Raw genomic sequence first — 26,866 nt, forward strand, 5'->3', positions numbered from 1 at the left:
GCATTCTGAGAGGACCCGTGGAGGAAGCTGAGGGTTCCCTTAGGGCGTTCTCTCAGGGCGTTCCGTCAGGGCGTTCTTTCAGGGCGTCGGCGTGCGGGCGAACTCCGCCCCCGCCCCCCGCAGCCGCTCGTCCAGCGCCCGGAACACCTCTGCCGCCCGCACCCCCGGCCACCCCTCCGGCAGCAGCTCGGGCGGCAGGCCCGGGTCCGCGTAGGGGAGGTGGCGCCAGGAGTCGAGGGCGCGCAGGTAGTCGCGGTACGCCTCGCGCGGCGGGGTCTCGGGGCGGGCTTCCCACGCCCGCAGCACCGGCTCGTGCTCGTCCAGGAACGCCTCGTGGAGCTTGGCCAGGGCCGCGAGGTCCCACCACTGGGCCACCGCGTCGGCCGTCGCCGCGAAGCCCAGGTGCTCGCCGCGGAACAGCTCCACGTACCCGGACAGGCCGAGGCGCTCCAGCGTGTGCCGGGTCTCCTCGTACACGGCGAGGGGCGCCAGCCACACGCCGGGCGCCGCCGTGCCGAAGCCGAGGCCGGTGAGCGTGGAGCGCAGCACGTGCCGCTTGGCGCGCTCGGACTCCGGGACCGAGAACACGGCGAGCACCCAGCCGTCGGCGGGGGAGTCGCTGCCGTAGATGCGGCGGTCGCCGTCGTCGAGGAGCTGCCGGGCGTCGTCGGAGAGCGCGTAGGCCGCCGCTCCGGCGTCGGTGCGGGCCGGGAGGAGCAGGCCGCGGCGCTTGAGGCGGGAGACCGCCGAGCGGACCGAAGGGGCATCGACGCCGACCGCACCGAGCAGCCGGATCAGCTCGGCGACCGGCAGCGGCCCCGGCAGGTCACGGCCGTAGGCGCCGTACAGGGTGACGATGAGGGAGCGGGGCGTATGCGTGGGCTGCTCGGGCACGCGATCACTCTACGGTTCCGGTCTCGCGGAGCCGGAACCGCTGGAGCTTTCCCGTGGCCGTGCGCGGCAGCGCGTCCAGGAACTCGATCGCGCGCGGGCACTTGTAGGGGACGAGTTCCGCCTTGACGAAATCGCGCAGGCCTTCGGTGTCTTGTCGTGCGCCCGGCCGCAGCACCACGTACGCCACCGCCACCTGGCCGCGCTCCTCGTCGGGCCGCCCGACCACCGCCGCCTCCGACACGTCCGGGTGGCGAATCAGCGCGTCCTCCACCTCGGGGCCCGCGATGTTGTACCCGGCGGAAATGATCATGTCGTCGGCGCGGGCCACGTACCGGAAGTAGCCGTCGGCCTCGCGGACGTACGTGTCCCCGGTGACGTTCCAGCCGTGGCGTACGTACACGGTCTGCCGCTCGTCGGCGAGGTAGCGGCAGCCGACGGGGCCGCGGACGGCGAGCAACCCCGGTTCGCCGTCCGGGAGTTCGTGGCCCTCGGGGTCGACGATCCGGGCCTCCCAGCCGGGCACGGGGACGCCCGTGGTCCCCGGCCTGATCGCGTCGTCGGCCGCCGAGATGAAGATGTGCAGCAGCTCCGTCGCACCGATGCCGTTGATGATGCGCAGGCCCGTGGCCTCCTGCCACGCCTGCCAGGTCGCGGCGGGCAGGTTCTCGCCCGCGGACACGCAGCGGCGCAGCGAGGAGATGTCGTACGAGGCCAGCTCGGGAAGCATCGCCCGGTACGCGGTCGGCGCGGTGAACACGACGGACACCCGGTGCTCGGCGATCGCGGGCAGCAGTTTCTGCGGGCCCGCCTGTTCGAGCAGCAGCGCCGAGGCCCCCGCCCGCAGCGGGAAGATCACCAGGCCGCCGAGCCCGAAGGTGAAGCCCAGCGGCGGGCTCCCCGCGAACACGTCGTCCGGTCCTGCCCGCAACACGTGCTTCGCGAAGGTGTCCGCGACCGCGAGCACGTCCCGGTGGAAGTGCATGCACCCCTTGGGCCGCCCGGTGGTCCCCGAGGTGAAGGCGATCAGCGCCACGTCGTCGGCGGAGGTCTCCACGGCCTCGTACGCCGCCGGTTTCGGGGCCGCGCGGTGCAGCAGGTCGTCGGGCCCGTCCCCGCCGAACGTCGTGATGCGCAGGCCCGGCACCTCGGCCTTCGCCAGGTCGTCGACCGAGCGGATGTCGCACAGGGCATGCCCCACCTGCGCGATCTCGCACACGGTGGCCAGCTCGCTCGCCCGCTGCTGCGCCAGCACGGTCACGGCGACGGCCCCCGCCTTCATCACGGCGAGCCAGCACGCCGCGAGGTGCCGGGTGGTGGGGCCGCGCAGCAGCACCCGGTTGCCGGGCACGACGCCCAGGTCGTCCGTGAGCACGTGCGCGATCCGGTCGACCGTCGCCTTCAACTCGCCGTACGACCAGGGGGATTGGCCGGGGGAGCGGAAGGCCGGGCGGTCCGCGCCGTGCCGCTCCACGGTGGCGTCGAGGAGTTCGGTCCCGCAGTTGAGCCGCTGGGGGTAGTCGAGCTCGGGCAGGTCGAAGGTGAGGCCCGGCCACAGCTCGGCGGGCGGCAGATGCTCGCGGGCGAAGGTGTCGACGTGCCCGGAAGGAAGCAGTGGGCTGAGTGGGTGGTGGGTCATGGCCTGGCGCCCCCTCGTGGTGAGTGGCTCGCATGCCGTCGCCGGATGAGGCGGCGCGCATCGAGCGTATCGTGATGGTGACGACAGTCAACGGGGCGCGATACGGTTCCTGTGTGCGGGCGGCGGGCAGTGTGGCCGGTAGGCAGTCGTGAGAGGAGCACCACGTATGGGGACATTCTCGCTCGAACCGGAGCAGCTCGCGTGGTGTGGCGAGCTACGGGCCCTCGCGGCCGAGCGCCTCGCCCCGCTCGCCGAGAAGGGCGAGCCGGGCCGCGTCAACCGTCCCCTCGTCGCGGAACTCGGCCAACTCGGGCTCCTTGAGCGCCTGTTCACCTCGGGCGCGCTCGATCTGTGCCTGCTGCGCGAGTCCCTGGCCCGCGTCAGCACCGAGGCCGAGACGGCGCTCGCGCTCCAGGGGCTCGGGGCGCACCCGATCCACGCGTACGCGGGTGCGGCGGTGCGCGAGCGGTGGATCCCGGAGGTGGGCGCCGGCCGGGCCGTGGCGGCGTTCGCGCTGAGCGAGCCGGGGGCGGGATCGGACGCGGCGGCGCTGTCCCTGCGGGCGGACCCGGACGGCGAGGGCTGGCGGCTCACCGGCGAGAAGTGCTGGATCTCGAACGCACCGGAGGCCGATGTCTACACCGTCTTCGCCCGCACCACCCAGGGCGCGGGCGCGCGCGGAGTGACGGCCTTCGCGGTCCCGGCCGACCGCGCGGGCCTCACCGGCGAACACCTCGACATGATCTCCCCGCACCCCATCGGCTCGCTCGCCTTCGACGGCGTCCCGGTCACCCGCGACGACCTGCTCGGCGAGGTCGACGCCGGGTTCCGCGTCGCGATGGGCACGCTGAACCTGTTCCGGCCCAGTGTCGGCGCCTTCGCCGTCGGCATGGCGCAGGCGGCCCTCGACGCGACGCTCGCGCACACCGCCGAGCGGGAGGCGTTCGGTGCCCCGCTGAAGGAGCTCCAGACCGTCGCCCACCAGGTCGCCGACATGTCGGTACGCGTCGAGTCCGCGCGCCTCATGGTCTACGCGGCGGCGTCCGCGTACGACGAGGGGGACCCGGAGGTACCGCGCCGTGCGGCCGCCGCGAAGCTCGTCGCCACGGAGGCGGCCCAGCAAGTCGTCGACGCCGCGGTGCAGTTGCACGGGGCGCGGGCGCTGCGCCGCGGGCACGTCCTGGAGCACCTCTACCGCGAGGTCCGGGCGCCCCGCATCTACGAGGGTGCCTCCGAGGTCCAACGAGCCATCATCGCCCGCGAGTTGTACAAGGGGCACACGAAGGAGTCCTCGTGACCGGCAGCAACAGCGGCAACGGCAACGGCGTCGGCACCAACACCGGCGACCTGCGGCGCGTCAATCCGCCCGAACTCTCCCCGCCCACCGGCTTCTCCCACGCCGTCGTCGCGTCGGGCGGCCGCATGGTGATGCTCGCGGGCCAGACGTCCCTGGACGCCGACGGCAAGGTCGTCGGCGACACGCTCCCCGCCCAGTTCACCCGCGCCCTGACGAACCTGCTCACCGCCCTGCGCGCGTCCGGCGGCACACCGGAGCACCTGGCGCGCGTCACGGTCTACGCCACCGACGTCGCGGACTATCGGGAGAACGCACGCGAACTCGGCCGTATCTGGCGCGAGTTGGCGGGCCGCGACTATCCGGCGATGGCCGTGATCGGAGTGAGCCGCCTCTGGGACGAACAGGCCATGGTGGAACTCGACGGGATCGCCGTCCTGCCCTGAGCGGGAACCGCGCCTAGGCTCGCCCGTATGACGCAGCAGACGGAACTCTCGGTGGACCTCTCCGTGGGCCCGATCGCGTACGAGGACACGGGAGGCGACGGGCCGGCCGTCGTCCTCCTCCACGGGCTCGCCCAGGACGGCACGGTGTGGCGGCACGTCGTCGACGAACTCGGCGCGTCCGTGCGGTGCATCGTGCCCACCCTCCCGTACGGGAGCAACCACGTGCCCGTGCGGCCCGGCGCCAAGATCACCCCGCACACGGTGGCGTTGCTGATCGGCGAGTTCGCCGACGCGCTCAAGCTGGGCGACGACACGGTGTTCGTGGAGAACGACGCGGGGCGCCTCCAGCAGCTCGCCGCGGAGCGGCCCGACCGGGTGGGGCGCATGGTCATCGCGGGCTGCGAGGCCTTCGACAACTATCCGCCGGGCCCGGCGGGCAAGCTCCTGGAGGTCATGTCCCGGGTCCCCGGCGGCATCACGATGCTGGCGCGCACGCTGTCCGTGCGGCCACTGCGCCGGATGCCCGGCACGGGGTACGCGGTGATGTCCCAGCGGCCGGTCCCGCACGAGCTGATCGACCGCTGGATCGAGCCGCTGCGCAAGGACCCGGCGGCGCGGAAGCTGCTGCTGCACTACCTCCGGTCCGGGGTGAGGACGGAGATGATGGAGGCGGCGGATGCCCTCCGCGCGTATGACCGGCCCGCGTTGGTGGTCTGGGGCAAGCAGGACCGCATGATGCCGCTGGCCCACGGCCGTCGTTTGGCGGAGCTGCTGCCGCAGGGGCGGCTGGTGGAGCTGGACGACTGCGGAACGCTGATTCCTTTGGACCAGCCGAAGGCTTTGGCGGCGGCGATCCGGGAGTTTGTTGCGGCCACCTAATTGTTGGCGAACCCGGTCGTCGCGAAGGAGGTCGCGTCTTGGGGTGACGTGCCCTTGGTGACCCACCAGTGCGTCGGGTGTTCGCCGTACAAGGTGAAAAGCGTGTCCGCCGCCCATGCCAGGACCAGCTCGTCCTTGCCGTCCGCGTCGAAGTCGTCCGCTGCGACCGGCCGGGCACGGCGCGCGTTGTCCGAGCGCATCTTGTGGTCGATCTCCATGGGCCCCTGCCGCAGCACGGTGGTCCGCTTCTCGCCGTCGATCAGGGTCGCCCCGGCGTACGTGGCGACGAGGATGCCGTCCCGCCCGTCCCCGTCCGGATCGGCGGCGACGTAGCCGCCGGGCCCGTAGTCGGTCTGCCGGTCCGTGCCGGGCGGGGGCAGCTTGTACGTCACCGGGGACCCGCCCCCGCCGGGGTACACCGCCAGCGACCCGTTCACGTCCGGGGCCTCCGTCTCGTAGCCGGGCTCGTCGTTGCGGCTGCCGTTGTCGCCCACGGCCACGTCCCGCCGCCCGTCCCCGTCGAAGTCGCCGAAGGCGTGCGCGTTGCCCGGGCGCAGCTCGCGGCCCCGGCCCGTGCGCGGGTCGGCGTACAGCGTGCTGGTGGCCTGCTCGCCGTCGCTGACCGAGGGGGCCAGGAGCCCGGTGACGCGCGGCTTGCCCGTCGGGTCGATGGAGTCCGCGACCAGGCCGCCGTCGTTGCCCCGCAGCGACCCGGTGCGGGCGGGCGCGCCCGACCGGCTGAAGGGGCCGTACAGGAGGTGCACCTTCGTGCCGTTGTCGCCGAGGCCCGCCAGATCGTGGTGACCGTCCCCGTCGAAGTCGCCGCGCGTGGGGTCGTCGAGGCCCGACTGTGCGACGGAGGAGGGGAGTTGGAGGCGGGTCGCGGTGCGGCCCCGCGCGCCGGGGCCCGTCGGCGTGCCCCACGCCACGTACGGGACGCCGCGCTGGTCGCCGCTGCCGTCGGCGGACTCCTCCGGCACCGTGGTGACGAGGTCGGGGAACCCGTCCCCGTCGAGGTCGGCCGTGGTCACGTTCTCGGCGGCGAGACTGTCCTCGGGCCCCTGGTCCGCCGGTTTCGCGCGCGGGATCCCGAGGTCGGAGCGCCCGTACACGGCGCGCGTGGCCGGGTCGAGCCCGCGGGCGGAGCCGAAGACGACGCCGACCCGTTCGTCGCGCTCGTTCGTGTCCCGGTCCACGTGCGCGGCGACGGGCACGAGCAGGTCCCGGTGCCCGTCCCCGTTGAGGTCGTCGGGGTCCTTCGAGCCCTTCCCGGCGGCCGGTGCCCGGCCGGCCGTGGGCTCCTTGGGCACTCCGCGCGCGCCCGCGTCGGACGCGGAGGGTCCGGTCCGCGGCGTGCCGTGCCCGCCCCCGCATCCGCTGAGCAGAACGAGGGCGGCGCAGGCGGCGAGGGCGGCGGAGGAACGCTTCATGCGCCCACCTTCACATCCCGCCCACCCGTGCGGCAGGCGGGAGTTGAAGGCCGTGGATCAGATGTCCCGGAACGTCTCGATCTGCGCCCCGACGGAGTTGAGCCGCTCCGCCAGGTCCTCGTAGCCGCGGTTGATCACGTAGACGTTGCGGAGCACCGACGTGCCCTCGGCCGCCATCATCGCGAGCAGCACGACCACGGCGGGGCGCAGGGCCGGCGGGCACATCATCTCGGCGTGCCGCCAGCGGGTCGGGCCCTCGACGAGGACGCGGTGCGGGTCGAGGAGCTGGAGTCGCCCGCCGAGCCGGTTCAGGTCGGTGAGGTAGATCGCCCGGTTGTCGTAGACCCAGTCGTGGATCAGGGTCTTGCCCTGGGCCGACGCCGCGATCGCCGCGAAGAACGGCACGTTGTCGATGTTCAGGCCCGGGAACGGCATCGGGTGGATCTTGTCGATGGGCGCTTCGAGCTTCGACGGGCGGACCGTGAGGTCGATCAGGCGCGTGCGCCCGTTGTCGGCCGGGTACTCCGCCGAACGGTCGTGGTCGAGCCCCATCTCCTCCAGGACCGCCAGCTCGATCTCCAGGAACTCGACCGGCACCCGCTTGACCGTCAGCTCGGACTGCGTGACGACGGCCGCGGTCAGCAGGCTCATCGCCTCGACCGGGTCCTCGGACGGCGAGTAGTCCACGTCGACGTCGATGTGCGGCACGCCGTGCACGGTGAGCGTGGTCGTGCCGACGCCCTCGACCTGGACACCCAGCGCCTCCAGGAAGAAGCACAGGTCCTGGACCATGTAGTTCGACGACGCGTTGCGGATGATCGTGGTGCCCTCGGCGCGGGCCGCGGCGAGCAGCGCGTTCTCCGTCACGGTGTCGCCGCGCTCGGTCAGCACGATGGGGCGGTCCGGCGCGACGTCCGGGTGCACCTCCGCGTGGTAGAGCCCCTCGGTCGCCGTGATGTCGAGGCCGAAGCGGCGCAGCGCGATCATGTGCGGCTCGATGGTGCGGGTGCCGAGGTCGCAGCCGCCCGCGTAGGGCAGCTTGAAGCGGTCCATGCGGTGCAGCAGCGGGCCGAGGAACATGATGATCGACCGGGTGCGGCGGGCGGCGTCCGCGTCGATGGCGTTCATGTCGAGCTCGGCGGGCGGCACGATCTCCAGGTCCGCGCCGTCGTTGATCCAGCGGGTGCGTACGCCGATCGAGCCGAGTACCTCCAGAAGGCGGTACACCTCCTCGATGCGCGCGACACGGCGGAGCACGGTGCGGCCCTTGTTGAGCAGCGAGGCGCACAGGAGTGCCACACACGCGTTCTTGCTGGTCTTCACTTCGATCGAACCCGAGAGTCGGCGTCCGCCGACCACGCGCAGATGCATCGGTCCCGCGTACCCGAGGGAGACGATTTCACTGTCGAGAGCTTCGCCAATTCGAGCGATCATCTCAAGGCTGATGTTTTGGTTCCCGCGCTCGATGCGGTTGACCGCGCTCTGGCTGGTGCCGAGCGCCTCCGCAAGCTGCGACTGCGTCCAGCCCCGGTGCTGCCGGGCGTCGCGGATGAGCTTGCCGATGCGTTCGAGGTAGTCGTCTGCCATGGCGGCAGGTTATCTCAGATATGAGATGCCGCATCTCGAGGGGCGTGGCGGCCGTCGGGCGTCGAGGATGGGGGGAGAGCTGAAGAGCCCGGACGTGGGTACGCGCACGAAGGGTGCCCCTTGCTGGCAATGCCGGGCGATGTACTAGGGTTATCTCGACATCGAGATATCCGCGCGAAGGCGCGCCAAGGAGGCCCGGTCGGGCGAGGTAAGGGTTACCTTACCTCAATCGTTTCCGCGGTCCGGTACTGAATGCACTGAAGGAGACTGTCGTGTCGGCGAACAGCTTCGACGCCCGAGCCTCGCTGCAGGTGGGCGACGAGTCGTACGAGATCTTCAGGCTGGACAAGGTCGAGGGCTCCGCTCGCCTTCCCTACAGCCTCAAGGTCCTTCTGGAGAACCTGCTCCGCACCGAGGACGGCGCGAACATCACCGCCGACCACATCCGTGCGCTCGGCAACTGGGACTCCCAGGCTCAGCCCGCGCAGGAGATCCAGTTCACGCCGGCCCGCGTGATCATGCAGGACTTCACCGGCGTCCCCTGCGTCGTGGACCTCGCCACGATGCGTGAGGCCGTGAAGGCCCTCGGCGGCGACCCGGCGAAGATCAACCCGCTGTCCCCGGCCGAGATGGTCATCGACCACTCCGTCATCGCCGACAAGTTCGGCACCTCGGACGCGTTCAAGCAGAACGTGGACCTGGAGTACGGCCGCAACAAGGAGCGCTACCAGTTCCTGCGCTGGGGCCAGACCGCGTTCGACGACTTCAAGGTCGTCCCGCCGGGCACCGGCATCGTCCACCAGGTCAACATCGAGAAGCTGGCCCGTACGGTCATGGTCCGCAACGGCCAGGCCTACCCCGACACCCTGGTCGGCACGGACTCGCACACCACGATGGTCAACGGCCTGGGCGTCCTGGGCTGGGGCGTCGGCGGCATCGAGGCCGAGGCCGCGATGCTCGGCCAGCCGGTCTCCATGCTGATCCCGCGCGTCGTCGGCTTCAAGCTGACCGGCGAGCTGCCGGCCGGCACGACCGCCACCGACCTCGTGCTCACGATCACCGAGATGCTGCGCAAGCACGGCGTCGTCGGCAAGTTCGTCGAGTTCTACGGTGAGGGCGTCGCCGCCACCTCCCTCGCGAACCGCGCCACCATCGGCAACATGTCGCCGGAGTTCGGCTCCACCGCCGCGATCTTCCCGATCGACGACGAGACGCTGAACTACCTGCGTCTGACCGGCCGTGACGCCCAGCAGGTCGCGCTCGTCGAGGCCTACGCCAAGGAGCAGGGCCTCTGGCTGGACCCGGCCGCCGAGCCCGACTTCTCCGAGAAGCTGGAGCTCGACCTCTCCACGGTCGTCCCGTCGATCGCCGGTCCGAAGCGCCCGCAGGACCGCATCGTCCTCGCGAACGCCGCCGAGCAGTTCGCCCAGGACGTGCGCAACTACGTCGCGGACGACGACGAGGCGGGCAAGGAGTCCTTCCCGGCCTCCGACGCCCCGGCCGTCTCCAACGGCGTTCCGTCGAACCCGGTCACCGTGACCGCCCCCGACGGCTCGACGTACGAGCTGGACCACGGCGCCGTCACCGTCGCCGCGATCACCTCCTGCACCAACACCTCGAACCCGTACGTGATGGTGGCCGCGGCCCTCGTCGCGAAGAAGGCCGTGGAGAAGGGCCTGACCCGCAAGCCGTGGGTCAAGACCACCCTCGCCCCGGGCTCGAAGGTCGTCACCGACTACTTCGACAAGTCGGGCCTGACCCCGTACCTCGACAAGGTCGGCTTCAACCTCGTCGGCTACGGCTGCACCACCTGCATCGGCAACTCGGGCCCGCTGCCCGACGAGGTCTCGAAGGCCGTCAACGACCACGACCTGGCCGTGACGTCCGTCCTCTCCGGCAACCGGAACTTCGAGGGCCGCATCAACCCCGACGTCAAGATGAACTACCTGGCGTCCCCGCCGCTGGTCGTCGCGTACGCCATCGCCGGTTCGATGAAGGTGAACATCACCAAGGACGCCCTCGGCGTCGACCAGGACGGCAAGCCCGTCTACCTGGCCGACATCTGGCCGTCGGAGTCCGAGGTCAACGACGTCGTCGCCAACTCCATCGGCGAGGACATGTTCTCGAAGTCCTACGAGGACGTCTTCGCGGGCGACGCCCAGTGGCAGGCCCTTTCGGTCCCGACCGGCAACACCTTCGAGTGGGACGACGAGTCGACCTACGTCCGCAAGCCCCCGTACTTCGAGGGCATGGAGATGCAGCCGGCGCCGGTCCAGGACATCGCGAACGCCCGCGTCCTGGCCAAGCTCGGCGACTCGGTCACCACCGACCACATCTCCCCGGCCGGTGCGATCAAGGCCGACACCCCCGCCGGCAAGTACCTGTCGGAGCACGGCGTCGAGCGCCGCGACTTCAACTCGTACGGCTCGCGTCGCGGCAACCACGAGATCATGATCCGTGGCACGTTCGCCAACATCCGCCTGCGCAACCAGATCGCGCCGGGCACCGAGGGCGGCTACACCCGCGACTTCACCCAGGCCGACGGCCCGGTGTCGTTCATCTACGACGCGTCGCAGAACTACCAGGCGCAGGGCACGCCCCTCGTCATCCTGGGCGGCAAGGAGTACGGCTCCGGTTCGTCCCGCGACTGGGCCGCCAAGGGCACCGCGCTCCTCGGCGTCAAGGCCGTCATCACCGAGTCGTACGAGCGCATCCACCGCTCGAACCTCATCGGCATGGGCGTCCTGCCGCTGCAGTTCCCGGAGGGCCAGTCGGCCGAGACGCTGGGCCTGACCGGCGAGGAGACCTTCTCGATCTCCGGCGTGACCGAGCTGAACGAGGGCCGCACGCCGTCGACCGTCAAGGTCACCACGGACTCGGGCGTCGAGTTCGACGCGGTCGTCCGCATCGACACCCCCGGTGAGGCGGACTACTACCGCAACGGCGGCATCCTGCAGTACGTGCTGCGCAGCCTGATCAGCGAGTAATTCGGCCGGTGAGGCAGTTGGGCCGCGACCCCCGGTGGGGTCGCGGCCCTTCGCCGTTCACGCACCGTCGAGAAACGCGGTCCACGCCTCGGGCGTGACGGTGAGGTGCGGGCCGCCGTCGGCGATGTTCTTGGAGTCGCGGACGTGGATGGCGGTGGGGTGCGTGGCGACTTCTACGCACGCGCCGCCCTCGCTGCTGCTGTAGCTCGACTTCCGCCAGTCGTAAGCGACTTCGAGGCAGTCGCCACCTTCGCTGCCGCTATAGCTCGACTTGAACCAGTGCAGTGCGGTGCTCATCGCTCTCCTAGCAGGCGATCCAGCAGGCCCATGGAGTCTTGCGGGGTGAGGGCCTGTGCTCGCAGCATCGCATATTTGCGTTCGAGGATGGACACCTCGTCGTGGTCGGCGACCCACTGGCTGCCTCGCTGCGTCTCGGTGTACGCGAGATGCTGATGGTCCGGGGTCTCCAGGAGGGTGAAGGGCCCGTCGAGGGCAGCGTGATGCCAGCTGTGCTGCGGCAGGATCTGTACGGAGAGGCAAGGCAGTTCGCACTGTTCGCGTAGGTGCCGGAGCTGCTCGTACCGCACCCGGGGGCCGCCCACCGAGAGGTGGAGCACCGGTTCCCAGATCACGAAACTGACCGTGGGTGGGATCCTCCGGTGCAGGATCGCCTGCCGTTCGATGCGGGCAGCCGTCTTGGCCTCGATCTCGTCGGGGCCGTAAGCGGGAACTCGTTCGCGGAGCACGTCCCGTGCCGTGTCCTCGGTCTGTAGGAGTCCAGGCATGACCACGGCGTCGTACTTGGACAGCACAATCGCCTCCCGCTCGTGCTTGATGTACGACTCGGCCCACAGCGGAAACTGGTCGATCTCCGGCATGTTGGCCACGGCTACGGCCAAAGCCCCCTTGGTGTCGAGCAGTTGATCCATCGTGATCGCCAGGTCGGGCAACAGCGGCCGCCTGCCCTGCTCGATCGCCGCGATCGTGGCCTCGGCCACTATCAGCCGCTCCCCGAGAGACGCCTGGGTGAATCCGGCGGACTTGCGGAACAGGGCAACCAGTTGGCCGACCATCTTCAACGCCGACGGATTCCTTGGCGGACGTTTCCCGGTGCTCATGACGGTCAATGTCCCCGCCCCCGTTCTTCCTCGACCCCGCTCGAACCCCGACAGGAATTCTGTCGGGGTCGGTCAGCTGCCGACAGCCAGTCACTGTCCGTCACATTCCTTCCCGTGAACCACGTGAACGAGTCACACGAACCTCGCGAGCGCTTCTTCCGCCGCGAACGCCCGTCCGTCCCCGCTGCCCGGGAGTTCACCCGCGCCGCGCTCGCCGACTGGGGCGTGGCCGACGACCGGGCGCACGACATCACGCTGTGTGTCAGCGAACTCGCCACCAACGCCCTCCTGCACGGCGTCCCGCCCGGCCGCGGCTACCTGTTGTGCCTGCTGCCCTATGAGGACGGACTCCGCGTCGAGGTCCACGACAGCGGCACCGGCGTGCCGCGCGTGGTACGCCCCGACGAGGGAGGCCGCGGGCTGATCCTCGTGGCGGCGCTGGCGGACGCGTGGGGCGTGGGGGAGCGGGACCCCGGCAAGGTCGTGTGGTGTGAATTCGGGCAGCTGTCGCCCCGGCCTCGTACACGTATGGTGGAGGACACGTGGGCGACGGGGGTGAGCGGTGGAACTGGGCGCAATGGGGCTGAAGCTCGCGTCCTCGGTGGCGGTGCCGCTGCTGAAGCGGTTCGTGCTGCCGCCGGAGAAGGTGGCGGGAGCCGAGTTCCCCGGTGAAAAGCCCGTCCGCGTACGGTCGTTGCTGTCCTTCGTGGGCGATCACCCCGCTCTCAGCCGCGACGACATGCACCGGCTTTCGCGGGAGCTGGTGCGGCGTGCCGTGCGGGCCGCGCCGCCGCGCGAGGCCCGGCTGCCGGACGACGAGCACGACGCGGTGGGCCAGGCCCTGACCCGTACGCTCTTCGCGCTCGGTCAACTCGACATGAACGACGTCGACTTGGTGCTGCTCGGGCCGGAGGAGCTGGCCGCCACGCTGTCCAGCGCGGCGGAGCGGGACATCAAGGGGCTGCTCACCGCGGACGCGGCCCGCTTCCACGACGCGCTGCTGGTCACCGCCTGCGTGCACCTCGTGCGGTTCTTCACCGAGCGGCCCGGCTTCGAGGCCCGCGCCCAGCTGTCGAACTCGCGCCAACTCCGCGAACAGAAGGAGCAGTTGGACCGCGTGGTGCGGATCATTACCGGCGAGGACCACCAGGCCGCCGACCTCCGCTTCGAAGAGGCGTACGCCGACTACGTCGTGAACCGGCACGGACGGCTCACCATCTACGGCGTCGACCTGCGCGACCCCGCAGGACCCGAATGGCCGCTGGACGAGGCCTACTTGAGCCCCACCGCCGTACCGCTGGCGGCGGCCGAGGAGGAGGACGGCGACTACGAGACCGTGCCCGAGGAGAGCGTCGAGACCGCGCTCGCAGGGCGCGGCAGGATCGTGCTGCACGGCCTCGCGGGGACCGGCAAGACGACGCTCGTGCAGTGGCTCGCCCTGACCACCGCGCGCCAGGAGTCCGTGCCGGTCGCGCTGCCGCAGCTGATCGGGCGGGTCCCGTTCGTGCTGCCGCTGCGCACGCTCGCGCGGCAGGGGGCCGAACTGCCCATGCCGGAGCAGTTCCTGGAGTGGATGCGCTGCGGCCTCAGCGGCAGCGAACCCGACGGCTGGGCCGTCCGCGTCCTGCAGAACGGCCGTGGGGTGCTGCTCGTCGACGGCCTCGACGAGATCCCCAAGGCGGACCGGCGCCGCGCCCGCCAGTGGCTGCGCGACCTCGTGAACGACTTCCCGGGCAACCTGTGGCTCTGCACCACCCGGCCCTCCGCGCTCGAACCGGGCTGGCTGCGCAGCGAGGGCTTCTACGAGCTGAGCCTCAACCCACTCAGCCCTGCCGACCTGCGCCGCTTCGTCGCCCGCTGGCACATCGCGGCGAACGCGCCCGAACGGCTCGGCGAGGAACTCGTCGAATCCCTGCGCTCCAACCCCGAACTGAGCCGCCTCGCCACCAACCCCCTGATGTGCAGCCTCATCTGCGCCCTGCACCGCGAACGCCGGGGCTTCCTGCCGAACGGCCGGGCCTCCCTCTACCGGGCCGCCCTGTCCATGCTCCTGGAGCGGCGCGACGTGGAGCGGGACCTGTACGGGCGGGGCGACGACCGGCCCCGGCTCGACGAGGAATCCGCGACCGAGCCGCTCAAACGCCTCGCGTACCGGCTGATCCGCAACGACGACACGCAGATGGAGCGCGACGACGCCATCCACGAGCTGCGCAGACTCCAGCCGCAGGTGCCGAGCCTGGAGCGGCTGGGCGGGCCCGAGCACGCGCTCGAATACCTGCTGGAGCGCTCCGGGCTGCTCCGCGAACCCGCGCCGGGCGCCGTTGACTTCATTCATCGTACGTTTCAGGACTACCTGGGTGCCAAGGCTGTTCTTGAGGACCGTGACTTCGGCATGCTGGTGAAACACGCTCACATGGACCAGTGGGAGGACGTGGTGCAGATGGCCGTCGCGCAAGCCGATCACAACGGGCGGGCCGACCTGCTGATGCGCCTCAGCGACCGCGGAAAGCGCGAGAAGGACGTCACCGTCCAGGCCAGGATCCGCCTCCTCGCCCTCGCCTCCCTCGAACAGGCCACCCGGCTCGAACCCGTCGTGCGCCAGACCATCGAGGCCGAGGCCGCGAGCATGCTCCCGCCGCGCAGCCTGCGCCAGGCCCGCGTCCTCGCGCGCACGGGACCGCTGCTCCTCGGGCTGCTCCCGAGGGCCGAGGAACTCGACGGGGACGCCGAATTGGCGACCGCGCACGCCATCTGCCAGATCGGCGGCGACGCGGCCATCCCGCGGCTGCGCGAGTTCCTCACCACCTCGCAGTCCACCGTGCGCGCCCAGCTCCTCGGCCACTGGGACCGCTTCGACACCGAGACGTACGCCCGCGAGATCATCGCCCCGCTCCTCGAAGCCGCGCCCGGCGAGCCCGTCACCGTCCGCTCCCGCGCCGAACTCGACGCCCTGTCCCGGCTGCCCGGCTGCGAACGCGTCGGCATCCACGGCGACTTCGACCCCGCGGCCGTCCGCGCCGCCCTGTCCCCCGAGCACCTGCGCGAGCTGCGGCTGCGCGGCGCGCTGGGGATCGACGACCTCTCCCTGCTGCACGACTTCCAGCACCTGGAGAGCCTCACGCTCCAGGGCTGCCGCAACGTCAAGGACCCCGAACCGCTCACCAGCCTGCCGCAGCTGCGCAGCCTCACCCTGGAGAACGTGCCGCAGTTCGAGCCGCTGGAGCAGCTCGACCAGTGCGCCCGGCTCGAAGCCCTGCACATCGGCGCGGGCGTCCCCTGGCGCGGCGTCGGCGAACTCCCGAGGCCCGGCCGGCTCAGGACGCTGTCGCTGCCGCCCGGCACCTCCGAACTCTCCGAGATCACCCGGTGCGTGGCCCTGGAGGAACTGCACCTCCAGGACGCGAGCAGCCGACTGCTGCCCGACGGCTGGGGCGGACTGCTCGGCCGCCTGCCCGCGCTGCGCACGCTCTGCCTGTCGGCCGAACAGCTCAGCACGCTCCTGTTCAACCCGGCCAGCCAGATCCCGCAGCTGACCAAACTCTTCGTCTACGCCCAGCAGGGCACCCCGCTGCAACTGCGGCGCATGTCCCGTCGTCTGCAAGGTCTCGAGGAGCTGCATGTGACGCAGGGCGGCGACATCGACCTCTCCCCGCTCAAGGGAATCACGTCGCTGCGCCGGGTCCGGATCGCCTACCCGGGCGGCGCCGTACAAGGCGTCGAAGAGCTGCCCGACGGCGCCGAACTGGAGATTTATCCGCAACCGTGAGGCCGTCGGCAGCCCTGCACTCCATCTGGCAAGAGATCGACACCAACGGTAAGTTCTGGGGTTCACGCAGTAGTTGACGATCCCTAGGGAAGCAGGACAGCCGAAGATGGCCAGGCCCAAGGCGCCCTTTCTTTACGGGCGTGAACCCCTGGTGGGATCGCTCGTTCCCTCGCTCACCGGGTTGGCGTTCCACGAACGCGCCCGCGCCAAGCGGGAATTCGGGTCCGACGTACCCGTCGTGCTGCTCACCGGCGAGCACGGCACCGGACGCAGCGCCCTCCTCGACACCCTCGCCCGCGGCTACCGGGGCCGTCTCCCGCTCGCCCATGTGCGTGCCGTCGTGCCGGGCACCCCCGTCGCCTCCGGCCTCGCCGAAGAGGTCCCCGAAGGCAGCGTGCCGCCGGACCCCGCCGCGTCGCCCGCCGAGATCCTGGAGCGCCTCGTGTGCGCGCTCACCCCCGCGTACGGCACCTTCCGTACGCTGATGCCCGCCCTGTTCGCCGTGTCGGGCTGGCACCGGGGGCAGACCGACGAGCGCGACGAGGTGTGCCGCAGGCACGCCCGGATGCTCATCGCGAGCGGCCTCGCGCGCGGCACCGAACGCGAGGTCGCCCGCGACTGGGCCACCCAGGTCGAGACCTCGCTCAGCGAGGCCGCCGCCCGCGACGGCGACCCCGACGACCCGGACGGGACACAGCCCGTCACCGCCGCCGTGCTGCGCCAGCTCGCCGCCCGGATGCCGCTCACCGCCTCCCGCGCCTGGTTCCGGCAGCGGCACACCACGCCCGACGGCACCATCGCGGAGGAGGACCCGCTGTGGCTGCTGTCCCGCCGCTTCCACCGCGGCGGCGACTACCTGCACGCGGCGGAACAGGCCCTGACCGCCGCCTTCCTGGAGGAGACGGCGCACGCGCACGGCCTGGTGCGCCGGCTCAACCGCGAGCCCTGGCCGCTGATCCTGCTCGACGAGGCGCACACCCCGGCGGGCGCCCGCTTCCTCGAACTCCTCCTGGAGCAGCGGGCCCTGGGAGGCCGCAAGTACGACGACCGGATCGTGGTCGTCGCCACCCGGCTCGGCGACCTGCCGCGCGAGGACGCGCCGCACGCGGTGCGCCGGGAACTCGTCGACCTGCTGCCGCCCGGCGGCGTCAGACGCCCCGGACACGCCGCGACCCTGTGGAAGCGGACGGGGCACGAGCCCTCCGAGGGCCTCCTCGTCCTTCCGCTCACCCCGCTGACCAGGGACGACATCCTGTCCATGCTGGACCGGGCGTCCTCGCGGCTGCTCCACCCGCACCTCGCCTCCGCGCTGCACGCGCTCACCGGCGGCCACCCCTCGGCCAGCACCGTCCTCGCCGACGCCGCCGTCGAGACCGCCCGGCAGAACCGCACCGTCGTCCCGCGCGACCTGCTCGACCTGCGCGTCGAGGGCGGCCGCGCCGTCACCGAGGTGTTGCTGCGGGACCTGCTGCCCGACCGCAGACAGCGCGACCGCCTCGTCAAGCTCTGCCTCGCCAGGGACTCCAAGGCGGCCGAGGCGCTCGCCCAGGACCTCGGCCTGGTCGGCCCCGAGCAGCTGCCCGCCACGGCCGCCGCGCAGTACCTCGTCGAGCGCAAATGGCAGGAACTCCCGGACGCCGAGAGCCCACTGGTCACCAGCGGCCTGCTGCGCACGCTCCTCGTCCACGAGGCGCGCCGCACCCTGCCGCAGGGCGACGAACCGCACAGCTGGCGCTCCGTGCACGCCTTCCTCCACCTCCACCATGTCCAGCGCGCCGAGACCGAGGAGGCCGACGCCCTGCGCCACAACCTCGCCGCCGGGAACCCGCAGCAGGTCGTCGCGATGCTCGCCGACGAGTTCGACGCCGAGGAGGCCGAGCAGAGCGTCGAGCACTGGCTGCTGTGCCTCCAGCGCTGCGCGAGCGCGCCCGTGCCGCCCGCCGACGAGAACTGGCGCGACCAGCGCGTCGAGATCGCCGACGGCGAGCACGCCGCCCGCTACGCCCGCCTCGACCCCTCGGGCCGCAGCATCAACCGCCTGCTGCACGCCCTGTGGTACCTCTCCGAGCCGTACGCCGACGCGGCCCTCGACCCGGACGCCGACCGGATGTGCCGGGCGGTGGGGGAGGAGCTGGGCTTCCTCGCGCGCCGCCACCCCACCTGGTACGCGGCCCTCGGGCAGGCGGCCCGCGACTGGCCGACGGCCGCCCGCAAGCGGCAGGAACTGCCCGTCCCCGCAAGCACCAACTCCGTGGAGGGAGGCTGATGTTCGGCAGCAGGATCAGGGAGTGGGGGCCGCTGGACTGGTGCGTCGCGGTGCTGATCGTGCTCGCGCTCGTCGCGGGCGGCATCTACGGCGGCTCGAAGCTGCTGCGCAGATGCGACGACGGGCTGAACGAGATCGCCGGCCAGTGCATCGGCGTGACCAGCCGCTCCTTCGAGGCGGACGACGACATCGGCTCGCTCCTCGACGCCATCGCCGACGAGAACGACCAGGTCGCCTCCGAGAGCGGCACGCCCTACGTCCGCGTCGCCCTGATGATGGCCTTCACCTCGGGGGACAAGAGCGCCATGACCGGCGACATGATCCGCCGCGCGCTCGTCGGCTCCCTCGCCGCGCTCAAGGAGGCGAACGCCGGATCGGGCGGCCCGCAGGTCCAGCTGATGCTCGCGCCGGTCGGCCGGCAGCTCGACCAGTGGCGTCCCGTGGTCGAGCAGCTGGACTCGCTCGCCGACGACCCGAAGCACCCGCTGGTCGGCGTCACCGGCATCCCCAGCAGCCAGACGGACACCAAGGAAGCGCTCACCGAGCTGACCGCACGCAAGATCCCCACGGTGGGCCCGGTGATCAACGCCTCGTCGATGAACTTCGACTACTTCTTCAAGACCTCCCCGGACGACCAGGAGTTCGCGAAGGCCCTGCGGAACTACCTCCGCACCTATCCGCAGGGCAAGAAGAAGGGGCTGCTCCTCCTCGACCAGCACACCGGAGACGTGTACTCCAGGGACCTGACGGAAACCCTCAAGGACCGCTTCGGCGAGGACTACGGCCTCGACACCAGCTCGTCCCTCTTCACCGGCTCCTCCGGCAGCGACGAGGGCGAGCCGGGCATCTTCGTCGACGCCGTCGGCAAGATCTGCCGCGAGGGCACCGACACCGTCTTCTACGCGGGCCGCGACCAGGACCTCCCCGGCTTCATCGACGCCCTCTCCGACGCGGGAAGCTGCCCGCGCGGCGACGGCCCCCTGCGGATCCTGAAGACCGGCATCGGCCTCGAACCCTCCCTCACCAGGCCGGAGGTCGAACGCGACCTGAACAAGGCGAAGGCCACGATCGTCGACGCCGCCTCCTTCGACCCGCGCTGGGAGAAGCCGGGCTCCGCGAACCGGCCCGCGGGCGTCGACGACTTCATGGAGCAGTACGACAAGCTCAAGAACCAGCACACCCTCGGCGAGAAGCCCCTGGCCGACGGCTACGCGGCCTCGTACTACGACGGGCTGCGGCTGCTCACCGAGGGCATGAAGCGCACCTTCGCCGAGATCAACCAGGGCAAGGGCACCGAGCAGCTCCCGACCCGGCAGGAGCTGTACACGACGCTGTCGCAGCCCACCCTCAACAGCACGGGCATGCTCCAGGGTGCGACCGGAACGTACGGCTTCGCCGGCCAGGGCACCAACAACCGGTGGTCGGCGTGCAAGCCGGTCCCGGTCGTCGAGTTCCCCGCCCCGCGCCACGACCGCAAGCTGCCCCTGTACCGGACGTACGACAGCGGGGACTGCACCGGGTGACGTGCCGCGCGGCACGCCACCCGGGACCGGTCAGGACAGCAGCTCCACCTCCGCCACCGTCGCCGGACCGCCGGTGAACACCAGCCGGTACTGCTGGTGCGCCGCCGGCTTCGGCACGGAGAACGCCCGGGTCTGCTTGTCCCAGTCGAAGGACTCGCCGGAGCGTTCGTCGACGGTCTTCCAGTCCTTGCCGTCGTCCGAGGCCTCAAGACGCCAGCCCTTCGGGGCCTTCGCCTTGTCCTCCGACGTCACGGTGTACTGGACCGCCTTCGCGCCGTCCGCCCCGACCGGCAGCTCCACCGACTCCGAACTCGCGGACGTGGCCGAGGTGTTGTCGAAGAGCGGGCCCGAGCCCGTGATGGCGTCGGAGCGCGGCGAGGGCACCTTGTCGTCGTTCGTGATCGACGTCGGCGCGGCGCCCGCGCCCGTGCCCCACTTCGACGGCTTGTCGCCCATCGCGAACTCGATGACGCCGCCCTTGGCGATGGCCGAGTGCGGCAGCGACGTCTTGTTCCACGCCTTGCCGTTGACCTTCACGCCCTGCACGTAGATGTTCTTCGCGCTGTTCTTCGGCGCCTTGACGACGAGGTCCTTGCCGCCGTCCAGGTGCAGCGTCATCTTCGTGAACTGCGGTGAACCGATGGCGTATTCGCCGCTTCCCATGACCAGCGGGTAGAAGCCGAGCGAGGAGAACAGGTACCAGGCCGACTGCTCGCCGTTGTCCTCGTCGCCGTGGTAGCCCTGCCCGATCTCGCTGCCGGTGTAGAGCCGCGACATGACCTCGCGGACCTTCTCCTGCGTCTTCCACGGCTGGCCCGCCGCGTCGTACATGTACGTGACGTGGTGCGCGACCTGGTTCGAGTGGCCGTACATGCCCATCCGTACGTCACGCGCCTCGGTCATCTCGTGGATGACGCCGCCGTACGAGCCGGCGACATCGGCGGAACCGGTCTCCGGCGTGTCGAAGTACGTGTCGAGCTTCTTGGCGAGACCGCTCCGGCCGCCGTACAGATTGGCGAGGCCGCGGCTGTCCTGGACGGCGGTGAACGCGTAGCCCCAGGCGTTGGTCTCCGTGTAGTCGTAGCCCCAGATCGCCGGGTCGAAGTCGGCCGACTTCACCCGCCAGTCGCCCTTCTTGTCCTTGCCCTGGAAGAAGCCGGGGCTCGAACTCCCGCCTGCCGCCTTGTCGTCGAACATGTTGACGTAGTCACGGGCGCGGTTCAGGAAGTACTCGGACTCCTCCTTGTAGTGCTTCTTGCCGGTCTTCTTGTAGAGCTTCTGGCCCATCTCCGCGATGCCGTAGTCGTTGAGGTAGCCCTCAAGCGCCCACGACATGCCCTCGTGCGTGTCCGAGGACGTGTAGCCGAGGAACGGGGACGTCTCCATGCCCTTGCGGCCGACACCCGTCGAAGGCGCCACCACGGTCGCGTTCTTCACGGCCGCCTTGTACGCCGACTCGACGTCGAAGTCGTCGACGCCCTTCACGTACGCGTCCGCGAACGCCACGTCGGACGAGGTGCCGGTCATCAGGTCCGCGTAGCCCGGCGATGACCAGCGGGAGGTCCAACCGCCGTCCCGGTACTGCTGAACGAACCCGTCGACCAGCTCGCCCGCCTTCTTCGGCGTCAGCAGCGAGTAGGCGGGCCAGGTCGTGCGGTACGTGTCCCAGAAGCCGTTGTTCACGTACGGCTTGCCCTCGACGATCTTCGCGCCGGTGTGGGTGGGGGAGTCCGGCCCCGGCATCGGCGAGAACGGGGAGGCGTACTTGTACGTCGCCTTCCCCGCACCCGAACGGACCTTCTCGAAGGCCGAGTTGGGGTACAGGTACAGCCGGTACAGCGAGGAGTAGAGGCTGGTGCGCTGGTCGTCCGTCGCGCCCTCGACCTCCACCTTCTTCATCAGCGTGTCCCACTGGGCGCGCGCGGCGTCGCGCACGGCGGAGAACGAGCGCTTCGCCGGGAGCTCCTGCGCCAGGTTGTCCTTCGCCTGGTCGATGCTGATCAGCGAGGTCGCCAGGCGCAGCGTGACGGTGCGGTCCTTGCCCGCGTCGAACGTGAAGTGTCCCTTCACGCCCGCCGATTCGGCGTCCTTCACCGGCTTGTCGAAGGTCCCGTAGACGAACAGGCGCGTCGCGCCCGCCGACAGACCCGACTTCACGTCCGAGTAGCCGGTGACGACCCCGTTCTCCTTGTCGAGCGTGAGGCCGCCCTGGTCGGAGACGTTGTCGAAGACCACGCTCGCGTCGTCGTCCGGATAGCTGAAGCGCAGCGCCGCCGCGTGGTCGGTCGGCGTCATCTCGGCCTTCACGCCGTTCTGGAACTTCACGCCGTAGTACGAGGGCGTCGCCGTCTCGTCGTCGTGCTTGAACGGCAGCGCGCGCCCGGAGCGCGACGTGTCGAGCGCGTCGCCCGACTTCGCCGACGGCATCACCTGGAAGGTCTGCCGGTCGCCCATCCACGGACTCGGCTCATGGCTCGCCGAGAACGCCTCAAGGGTGGGCAGATTGTCCGCGTTGTTGTCGCGCGCGTAGTCGTAAAGCCAGCTCAGCGAGCCCGCGTTGGTGACCGGCGTCCAGAAGTTGAAGCCGTGCGGGACGGCCGTCGCCGGGAAGGTGTTGCCGCGCGAGAAGCCGCCGGTGGAGTTCGTGCCGCGGGTCGTCGACGCGTAGTCGCTCAAGTGCGCCTTCGGCTTGGCGGGTTGGGCCTTCGCGATGCTGATGTCGTCGAGCCAGCCGCGGAACTTCGTCGGCCCCTTGGGGGAGTCGTACGCGACGAGGACCCGGTCGACCGTCTTCCCGGCCGCGACGGACCCGATCCCGGACTTCACGGCGTTCCACTGGTTCACGTAGAGACGCTTGGCCGCGCCCTGCCCCTGCGGCGTGAGCAGCCCGCCGTAGGAGTCGACGGCCTTGAGGTCGCTCAGGTACGTGCCGTCGGTGAAGGCGAGGTCGACGGAGACGTTCGTGGCGTCGTAGTCGCGGTCGCCGTCCGCCATCGACGGGAAGACCTTGTACGACAGCTCGGTGTCCTTGGCCACCGCCACGTCGACGTCGAAGACCTTGTTGTACGAGTAGGCGTGTCCTTCGCCCTTGTGCGTGCCCGCGTAGCGCAGCGCGCGCGTGCCCGTGAAGCCGACACCCGCCTTGGCGGTCGGGGAGGCGGTCGGCCCGCGGTCCACAAGGGACAGCATGTCCTCGGGGGCGGGCGTGGAGTCCTCACCGGTGGAGAGCTGAAGATCGGCGAGCTGCGTCGCGTCGCTCGCACCGTTGTTCTTCGTGAACTCGACGCGGAAGTGGGCGTACTCCGCCGGGTTCTGGATGTCGTACGACTTCAGCTGCTGACGCTTGTCGAACGTCTCGCCGGAGCGGGAGTCGAGCGTCGTCCACTCCTTGCCGTCGGTCGACCCCTCGAGGGTCCAGTCCTTCGGGTCGCGCTCGTCGTGGTCGTTGGCCGACGTGAGCGCGTACTTGGAGATCTTGACCGGCGCGTCGAGGTCGTACTCGACCCAGGCGGTCGGCGTGAACGCCAGCCACTTCGTCGTCGGCTCGCCGTCGACGAGGTTCTCCTTGGTCTCGCCGCCGCCCTGATTCTCGTCGCTGGCCCGGACGTCGGTGACATGGCCGTTCACATTGCCCGGCATGCCACTGCTGTACGCGCCGTCCACGCCGCTCGCCCGCTTCTTCCCCGCGGCGTCGGTGTCGACGGTGTTCAGCCAGTCGGGGGCGGGCTGCCCCGCCTCGAAGGAGGACCGGAACTCCGGCTTTCCCTCGGCGGCGTGCGCGGCGGTGGCGGGGCCGAGGCCCTGGCCCGCCGCCGTGAGCACGAGTACGGCCGCGCCCAGCGCGGCCGTACCACCGAGTCTGTGTCTGGATCTGCCTCGCATAAAGGGCTCACCCTCCCGCTGCTGGACAACGTTGTCAGTTGCTGAGCAGAGTCCAGTAGGGGCTCAAGTGCCCTGTGGTGTCAAGGGTGTTGAACCCTTTGTGCGGTTCGACGGGGAAGAGGGTGTTCGACACGCCGCGTGCGCCCCGCCCGACGGGCTGTGATCGGGCGGTGGGCCAGGTGAATCGCCGATGTACAGTGGCAAATCTTGGTAAAAGAAAGTAAAAGGCACTGTTTGTCGTCTTCTGTCCTTCGGCCCCCTGGAGGCGTCGTGCGCGCTCCCGCGTTCCTCGCGTGGCCCACCGCGATCTGCCCCGGCCTCGTCGCCGCGGCCGGCGTCGCGGCGCTCGACGTGGTGCTCGGCGTGGACGTCGGACTGCTGCCGCTGTTCGCGGTCGGCCCCGCGCTCACCGCCTGCTGCTCGCCGCCGGGCAGGGTGGTCACCTGCGGATTCGTCTCGCTCCTGCTGTGCGCCGCCGTGGCCGGCTACGACCATCTGCTGTTCACGAAGCGCGGTGTGGTGGCGATGATCAGCGTCGCCGCGGTGACCGTGGCCTCCGCCGTCGCCGCGCACGCGCGCGTGCAGCACGAGCGGCGGGCCACCCGGCACCGGCTGATCTCCGAGTTCGTGCAGAGCGTGATCCTCGCCCCGGTGCCGCAGAACACCGAGCCCGCCCGGGTCGCCGCCTCCTACGTCTCCGCCACCGAGGACGCCCGGATCGGCGGTGACTTCTACGAGGTGGTCCCCGCGGGCGGCGCCGTCCGCGTCGTCATCGGCGACGTACAGGGCAAGGGGCTGAACGCCGTGCGCACCGCCACGATCATGCTCAGCGCCTTCCGCATGAGCGCGCACGACGCCGCCGACCTCGAAGGCGTTGCTGCCGAGATGTCCGGCGCGCTGGGCCGCAGAGGCGTCGACGAGCAGTTCGTCACCGCGGTCCTCGCCGAACTCGCCCCCTCGGGGCGGCTCACACTGCTCTCCTTCGGGCACCCGCCGCCGCTCGTGGTCCGGGTCGACGGCAGCCATGAGCTGGCCCACCCGCCGAGCCCCGCCCTGCCGTTCGGCCTGGACTGGCTGGAGTCCGACCCGCCGGAGCCGAGCCGCGTCGAGCTCGCGGACGGCGACCGTGTGCTGCTCTACACCGACGGCCTCGCCGAGGCCAGGGACGCGGAGGATGCCTTCTATCCGCTCGTCCAACGCGTTTCCTTGCTGCGCGGGGAATCCCTCGATGACTGCCTGGTGCGGTTGCGCGGAGATGTGCAGATGCACACGGACTCCGGCGTCGACGACGATTCCGCTCTGCTGCTCATGGAATACGGCGCGGTATCGGAGTAAGCGGTCCGAGGCATTCCGCTGTGCCGCCACTACACCCTTTGTAGGCAAGCCACTTGGAAAGATCGGTTCGTCGCTGGTGCGACGTATTTCCGGGAGGTCTCAACTCGGAAAAGACCGATGCCCAAACCTGCATTCGATCTTGCCCCCCTCACAGGGAGTGGACTATACCTGTCGCCACCGCCCCGGCCTGTGCGAGATCCGGGCGGGTACCACCCAGCTCCACCTGCGTTACGCAGCACATCACCGCGGTGCCGGGGAGGATCCGGTTCACCGCCTGAGTCCTGGAGAAGGCGAGGACTTGAGCATGGGATCCAACCTCGGCAGGCCTTTTCCGTCATCGCTCAGCTGATCACCATCGGTGATGCAGCAAACCGGTAGAGATCCAATCGATCAGTGAGGATGCAGAGATGACCATTCGTGCCGGCTCTCTCGACAGGCGCACGCTCCTGCGCGGGGCGATCGCGACTGCGGCCATGGGTTCGTTCGCCGTCGCGTGCGGCTCCCCCTCCAGTGACGACAGCGATGACGGCGGCCCGAAGAACAAGGGCAGCGAAAAGAACCCGTTCGGTGTCGCCAAGAACTCCAAGGTCGAGGCGGCCATCTTCGACGGCGGTTACGGCACCGACTACGTCGATTACGTCAACAAGGTCATCGGAGCCCAGATCGCCGGCACGAAGGTCCAGGTCAAGCCGGTCGTGGACATCGCTCCGGAGCTCCAGCCGCGGTTCGTCGGCGGCAACCCGCCGGACCTCATCGACAACTCCGGTGAGGACCAGATCGGATTCCTCGGCATCCTCGACCAACTGGAGGAGCTGGACGACCTCTTCGAGGCCAAGACCTACGAGGGCAAGAAGATCGCCGACATCGTCTACCCCGGCGTCAAGGACCCCGGGACGTACAACGACAAGTTCGTCGCGCTGCGCTACGTGATGACGGTGTACGGCGTCTGGTACTCGAAGACGCTGTTCGAGGAGAACAACTGGACCCCGCCGAAGACCTGGGACGAGGCGCTCGACCTCGGCCAGAAGGCGAAGAAGAAGGGCAAGTACCTCTTCGTCCACGGCAAGGAAGCCGCCACGTACTACCAGACGATGCTGTTCGCTTCGTCGATCAAGGAGGGCGGCGACGAGGTCCGGCTCGCCCTGGGGAACCTGGAGAAGAACGCCTGGTCGCACCCGGCCATCCAGGGTGTTCTCAAGGTCATGGAGACCATGATCAAGGAGAAGATGTTCGTCCCCGGTGGCTCCGGCACCCAGTTCCAGAAGGCGCAGGCGATCTGGAGCAACGACCAGAAGGCGCTGCTCTACCCGTCCGGTGGCTGGATCGAGAACGAGATGAAGGACGCCACCAAGAAGGACTTCCAGATGACCGGCTTCCCGGAGATGACGCTCACGGACAAGCCGAAGCTGCCCTACGAGACGCTGCACGCGGCCTCGGGCGAGCCGTTCATCGTGCCCAAGCAGGGCAAGAACCCGGCCGGCGGCAAAGAGGTGCTGCGGGCGATGCTGTCCGAGAAGGCGGCCGCCAACTTCTCCAAGACGAAGCTGGCCCCGACGGTCGTCAAGGGCACCGTGCCCGCCGACGGCTTCGGATCGTCGGCGCTGGTCTCCCAGACGAAGTTGCTCGACGCCGCGGGCGACAACATCTACGACATGCGCAGGTTCGTCGAGGCCTACGGCATGAACACCGACCAGCTGGTGCCGTGGAACTCGTTCCTCTCCGGTGACCTCGACCGCGCGGGCCTGACGAAGGCTCTGCAGAAGATCTCCGACAAGGTCCGGGACGACGACTCCGTCGACAAGATCAAGATCAAGTAAGACGGC

16 protein-coding genes and 1 pseudogene are annotated in these 26,866 nt (G+C 70.2%); 10 read left to right on the forward strand and 7 right to left on the reverse strand.

The window, feature by feature from the left end; all coding sequences use genetic code 11:
* Positions 1-78: 78 nt before the first annotated feature.
* Positions 79-894, reverse strand: coding sequence for a PaaX family transcriptional regulator (locus ACZ7L4_RS07685; RefSeq protein WP_472100634.1), 816 nt, complete (start codon positions 892-894; stop codon positions 79-81).
* Between the two features lie 4 nt (positions 895-898).
* A complete protein-coding gene (locus ACZ7L4_RS07690) occupies positions 899-2,530 on the reverse strand; it encodes an AMP-binding protein (protein ID WP_472100636.1) in 1,632 nt (543 codons plus the stop codon).
* Between the two features lie 166 nt (positions 2,531-2,696).
* Here ACZ7L4_RS07690 and ACZ7L4_RS07695 point away from each other — a divergent pair, with 166 nt between their 5' ends.
* From ACZ7L4_RS07695 to ACZ7L4_RS07705, 3 genes are read left to right on the forward strand one after another with little or no spacing between them, the layout of a single operon-like run.
* Positions 2,697-3,827, forward strand: a complete 1,131-nt coding sequence (locus tag ACZ7L4_RS07695) for an acyl-CoA dehydrogenase family protein (RefSeq protein WP_472100638.1) — start codon at positions 2,697-2,699, stop codon at positions 3,825-3,827.
* Positions 3,824-4,270 (forward strand): RidA family protein, encoded by a 447-nt coding sequence (locus ACZ7L4_RS07700; protein WP_472100640.1) that lies wholly within the window; start codon positions 3,824-3,826, stop codon positions 4,268-4,270. The genes ACZ7L4_RS07695 and ACZ7L4_RS07700 overlap by 4 nt, the downstream gene beginning before the upstream one ends.
* 27 nt (positions 4,271-4,297) lie before the next feature.
* Positions 4,298-5,149, forward strand: coding sequence for an alpha/beta fold hydrolase (locus ACZ7L4_RS07705; RefSeq protein WP_472100641.1), 852 nt, complete (start codon positions 4,298-4,300; stop codon positions 5,147-5,149).
* Here the strand turns inward: ACZ7L4_RS07705 and ACZ7L4_RS07710 are convergent.
* Together ACZ7L4_RS07710 and ACZ7L4_RS07715 are read right to left on the reverse strand one after the other, a co-directional pair.
* A complete protein-coding gene (locus tag ACZ7L4_RS07710; protein ID WP_472100643.1) occupies positions 5,146-6,579 on the reverse strand; it encodes an FG-GAP repeat protein in 1,434 nt (477 codons plus the stop codon). The two genes, ACZ7L4_RS07705 and ACZ7L4_RS07710, sit on opposite strands and share 4 nt — an antisense overlap.
* Before the next feature lie 57 nt (positions 6,580-6,636).
* Positions 6,637-8,166, reverse strand: a complete 1,530-nt coding sequence (locus tag ACZ7L4_RS07715) for a helix-turn-helix domain-containing protein (RefSeq protein ID WP_472100645.1) — start codon at positions 8,164-8,166, stop codon at positions 6,637-6,639.
* A 272-nt stretch (positions 8,167-8,438) separates the two neighbouring features.
* Between ACZ7L4_RS07715 and acnA the strand changes: the two genes are divergently transcribed.
* Complete coding sequence (gene acnA / locus ACZ7L4_RS07720; protein WP_472100647.1) at positions 8,439-11,153, forward strand: aconitate hydratase AcnA; 2,715 nt, start codon at positions 8,439-8,441, stop codon at positions 11,151-11,153.
* A gap of 57 nt (positions 11,154-11,210) precedes the next feature.
* On the opposite strand, the gene ACZ7L4_RS07725 is transcribed toward acnA, so the two are convergent.
* Both ACZ7L4_RS07725 and ACZ7L4_RS07730 read right to left on the reverse strand, forming a co-directional pair.
* The gene (locus ACZ7L4_RS07725; RefSeq protein ID WP_472100649.1) at positions 11,211-11,450 is read right to left on the reverse strand and encodes a DUF397 domain-containing protein; all 240 of its coding nucleotides are present in this window, start codon (positions 11,448-11,450) and stop codon (positions 11,211-11,213) included.
* On the reverse strand, positions 11,447-12,271 hold the full coding sequence (locus ACZ7L4_RS07730) for a helix-turn-helix domain-containing protein (RefSeq protein WP_472100651.1): 825 nt from the start codon (positions 12,269-12,271) through the stop codon (positions 11,447-11,449). Before ACZ7L4_RS07730 ends, ACZ7L4_RS07725 begins: the two co-directional genes overlap by 4 nt.
* Positions 12,272-12,385: 114 nt before the next feature.
* Between ACZ7L4_RS07730 and ACZ7L4_RS07735 the strand changes: the two are divergent.
* The 4 genes and pseudogenes from ACZ7L4_RS07735 to ACZ7L4_RS07750 all read left to right on the forward strand — a co-directional run.
* Positions 12,386-12,772, forward strand: a pseudogene (locus ACZ7L4_RS07735) (ATP-binding protein); the annotation flags it as partial.
* Positions 12,773-12,848: 76 nt separating this feature from the next.
* Positions 12,849-16,037 carry an NACHT domain-containing protein gene (locus ACZ7L4_RS07740; RefSeq protein ID WP_472100653.1) on the forward strand — a complete coding sequence of 1,063 codons (3,189 nt, stop codon included), beginning with the start codon at positions 12,849-12,851 and terminating at the stop codon, positions 16,035-16,037.
* Positions 16,038-16,143: 106 nt separating this feature from the next.
* Positions 16,144-18,303 carry an ATP-binding protein gene (locus ACZ7L4_RS07745; protein ID WP_472100655.1) on the forward strand — a complete coding sequence of 720 codons (2,160 nt, stop codon included), beginning with the start codon at positions 16,144-16,146 and terminating at the stop codon, positions 18,301-18,303.
* Complete coding sequence (locus tag ACZ7L4_RS07750) at positions 18,303-19,826, forward strand: ABC transporter substrate-binding protein (RefSeq protein ID WP_472100657.1); 1,524 nt, start codon at positions 18,303-18,305, stop codon at positions 19,824-19,826. The genes ACZ7L4_RS07745 and ACZ7L4_RS07750 overlap by 1 nt, the downstream gene beginning before the upstream one ends.
* Before the next feature lie 30 nt (positions 19,827-19,856).
* Here the strand turns inward: ACZ7L4_RS07750 and ACZ7L4_RS07755 are convergent, their stop codons facing one another.
* Complete coding sequence (locus ACZ7L4_RS07755) at positions 19,857-23,708, reverse strand: GH92 family glycosyl hydrolase (RefSeq protein WP_472100659.1); 3,852 nt, start codon at positions 23,706-23,708, stop codon at positions 19,857-19,859.
* 270 nt (positions 23,709-23,978) lie between these two features.
* On the opposite strand from ACZ7L4_RS07755, the gene ACZ7L4_RS07760 reads away from it, so the two are divergent.
* A complete protein-coding gene (locus ACZ7L4_RS07760) occupies positions 23,979-25,043 on the forward strand; it encodes a PP2C family protein-serine/threonine phosphatase (protein ID WP_472100661.1) in 1,065 nt (354 codons plus the stop codon).
* Positions 25,044-25,450: 407 nt separating this feature from the next.
* Complete coding sequence (gene ngcE, locus ACZ7L4_RS07765; protein ID WP_472100663.1) at positions 25,451-26,860, forward strand: N-acetylglucosamine/diacetylchitobiose ABC transporter substrate-binding protein; 1,410 nt, start codon at positions 25,451-25,453, stop codon at positions 26,858-26,860.
* Positions 26,861-26,866 lie beyond the last annotated feature (6 nt).

The sequence above is a fragment of the Streptomyces sp. NPDC107575 genome (assembly GCF_055657265.1).

Coding starts and splice junctions, on each gene's coding strand:
- ACZ7L4_RS07730 (WP_472100651.1), bottom strand. CDS start 12,271: ATGAGCACCGGGAAACGTCCGCCAAGGAATCCGTCGGCGTTGAAGATG.
- ACZ7L4_RS07755 (WP_472100659.1), bottom strand. CDS start 23,708: ATGCGAGGCAGATCCAGACACAGACTCGGTGGTACGGCCGCGCTGGGC.
- ACZ7L4_RS07715 (WP_472100645.1), bottom strand. CDS start 8,166: ATGGCAGACGACTACCTCGAACGCATCGGCAAGCTCATCCGCGACGCC.
- ACZ7L4_RS07705 (WP_472100641.1), top strand. CDS start 4,298: ATGACGCAGCAGACGGAACTCTCGGTGGACCTCTCCGTGGGCCCGATC.
- ngcE (WP_472100663.1), top strand. CDS start 25,451: ATGACCATTCGTGCCGGCTCTCTCGACAGGCGCACGCTCCTGCGCGGG.
- ACZ7L4_RS07690 (WP_472100636.1), bottom strand. CDS start 2,530: ATGACCCACCACCCACTCAGCCCACTGCTTCCTTCCGGGCACGTCGAC.
- ACZ7L4_RS07740 (WP_472100653.1), top strand. CDS start 12,849: ATGGGGCTGAAGCTCGCGTCCTCGGTGGCGGTGCCGCTGCTGAAGCGG.
- ACZ7L4_RS07745 (WP_472100655.1), top strand. CDS start 16,144: ATGGCCAGGCCCAAGGCGCCCTTTCTTTACGGGCGTGAACCCCTGGTG.
- ACZ7L4_RS07710 (WP_472100643.1), bottom strand. CDS start 6,579: ATGAAGCGTTCCTCCGCCGCCCTCGCCGCCTGCGCCGCCCTCGTTCTG.
- ACZ7L4_RS07695 (WP_472100638.1), top strand. CDS start 2,697: ATGGGGACATTCTCGCTCGAACCGGAGCAGCTCGCGTGGTGTGGCGAG.
- ACZ7L4_RS07750 (WP_472100657.1), top strand. CDS start 18,303: ATGTTCGGCAGCAGGATCAGGGAGTGGGGGCCGCTGGACTGGTGCGTC.
- ACZ7L4_RS07725 (WP_472100649.1), bottom strand. CDS start 11,450: ATGAGCACCGCACTGCACTGGTTCAAGTCGAGCTATAGCGGCAGCGAA.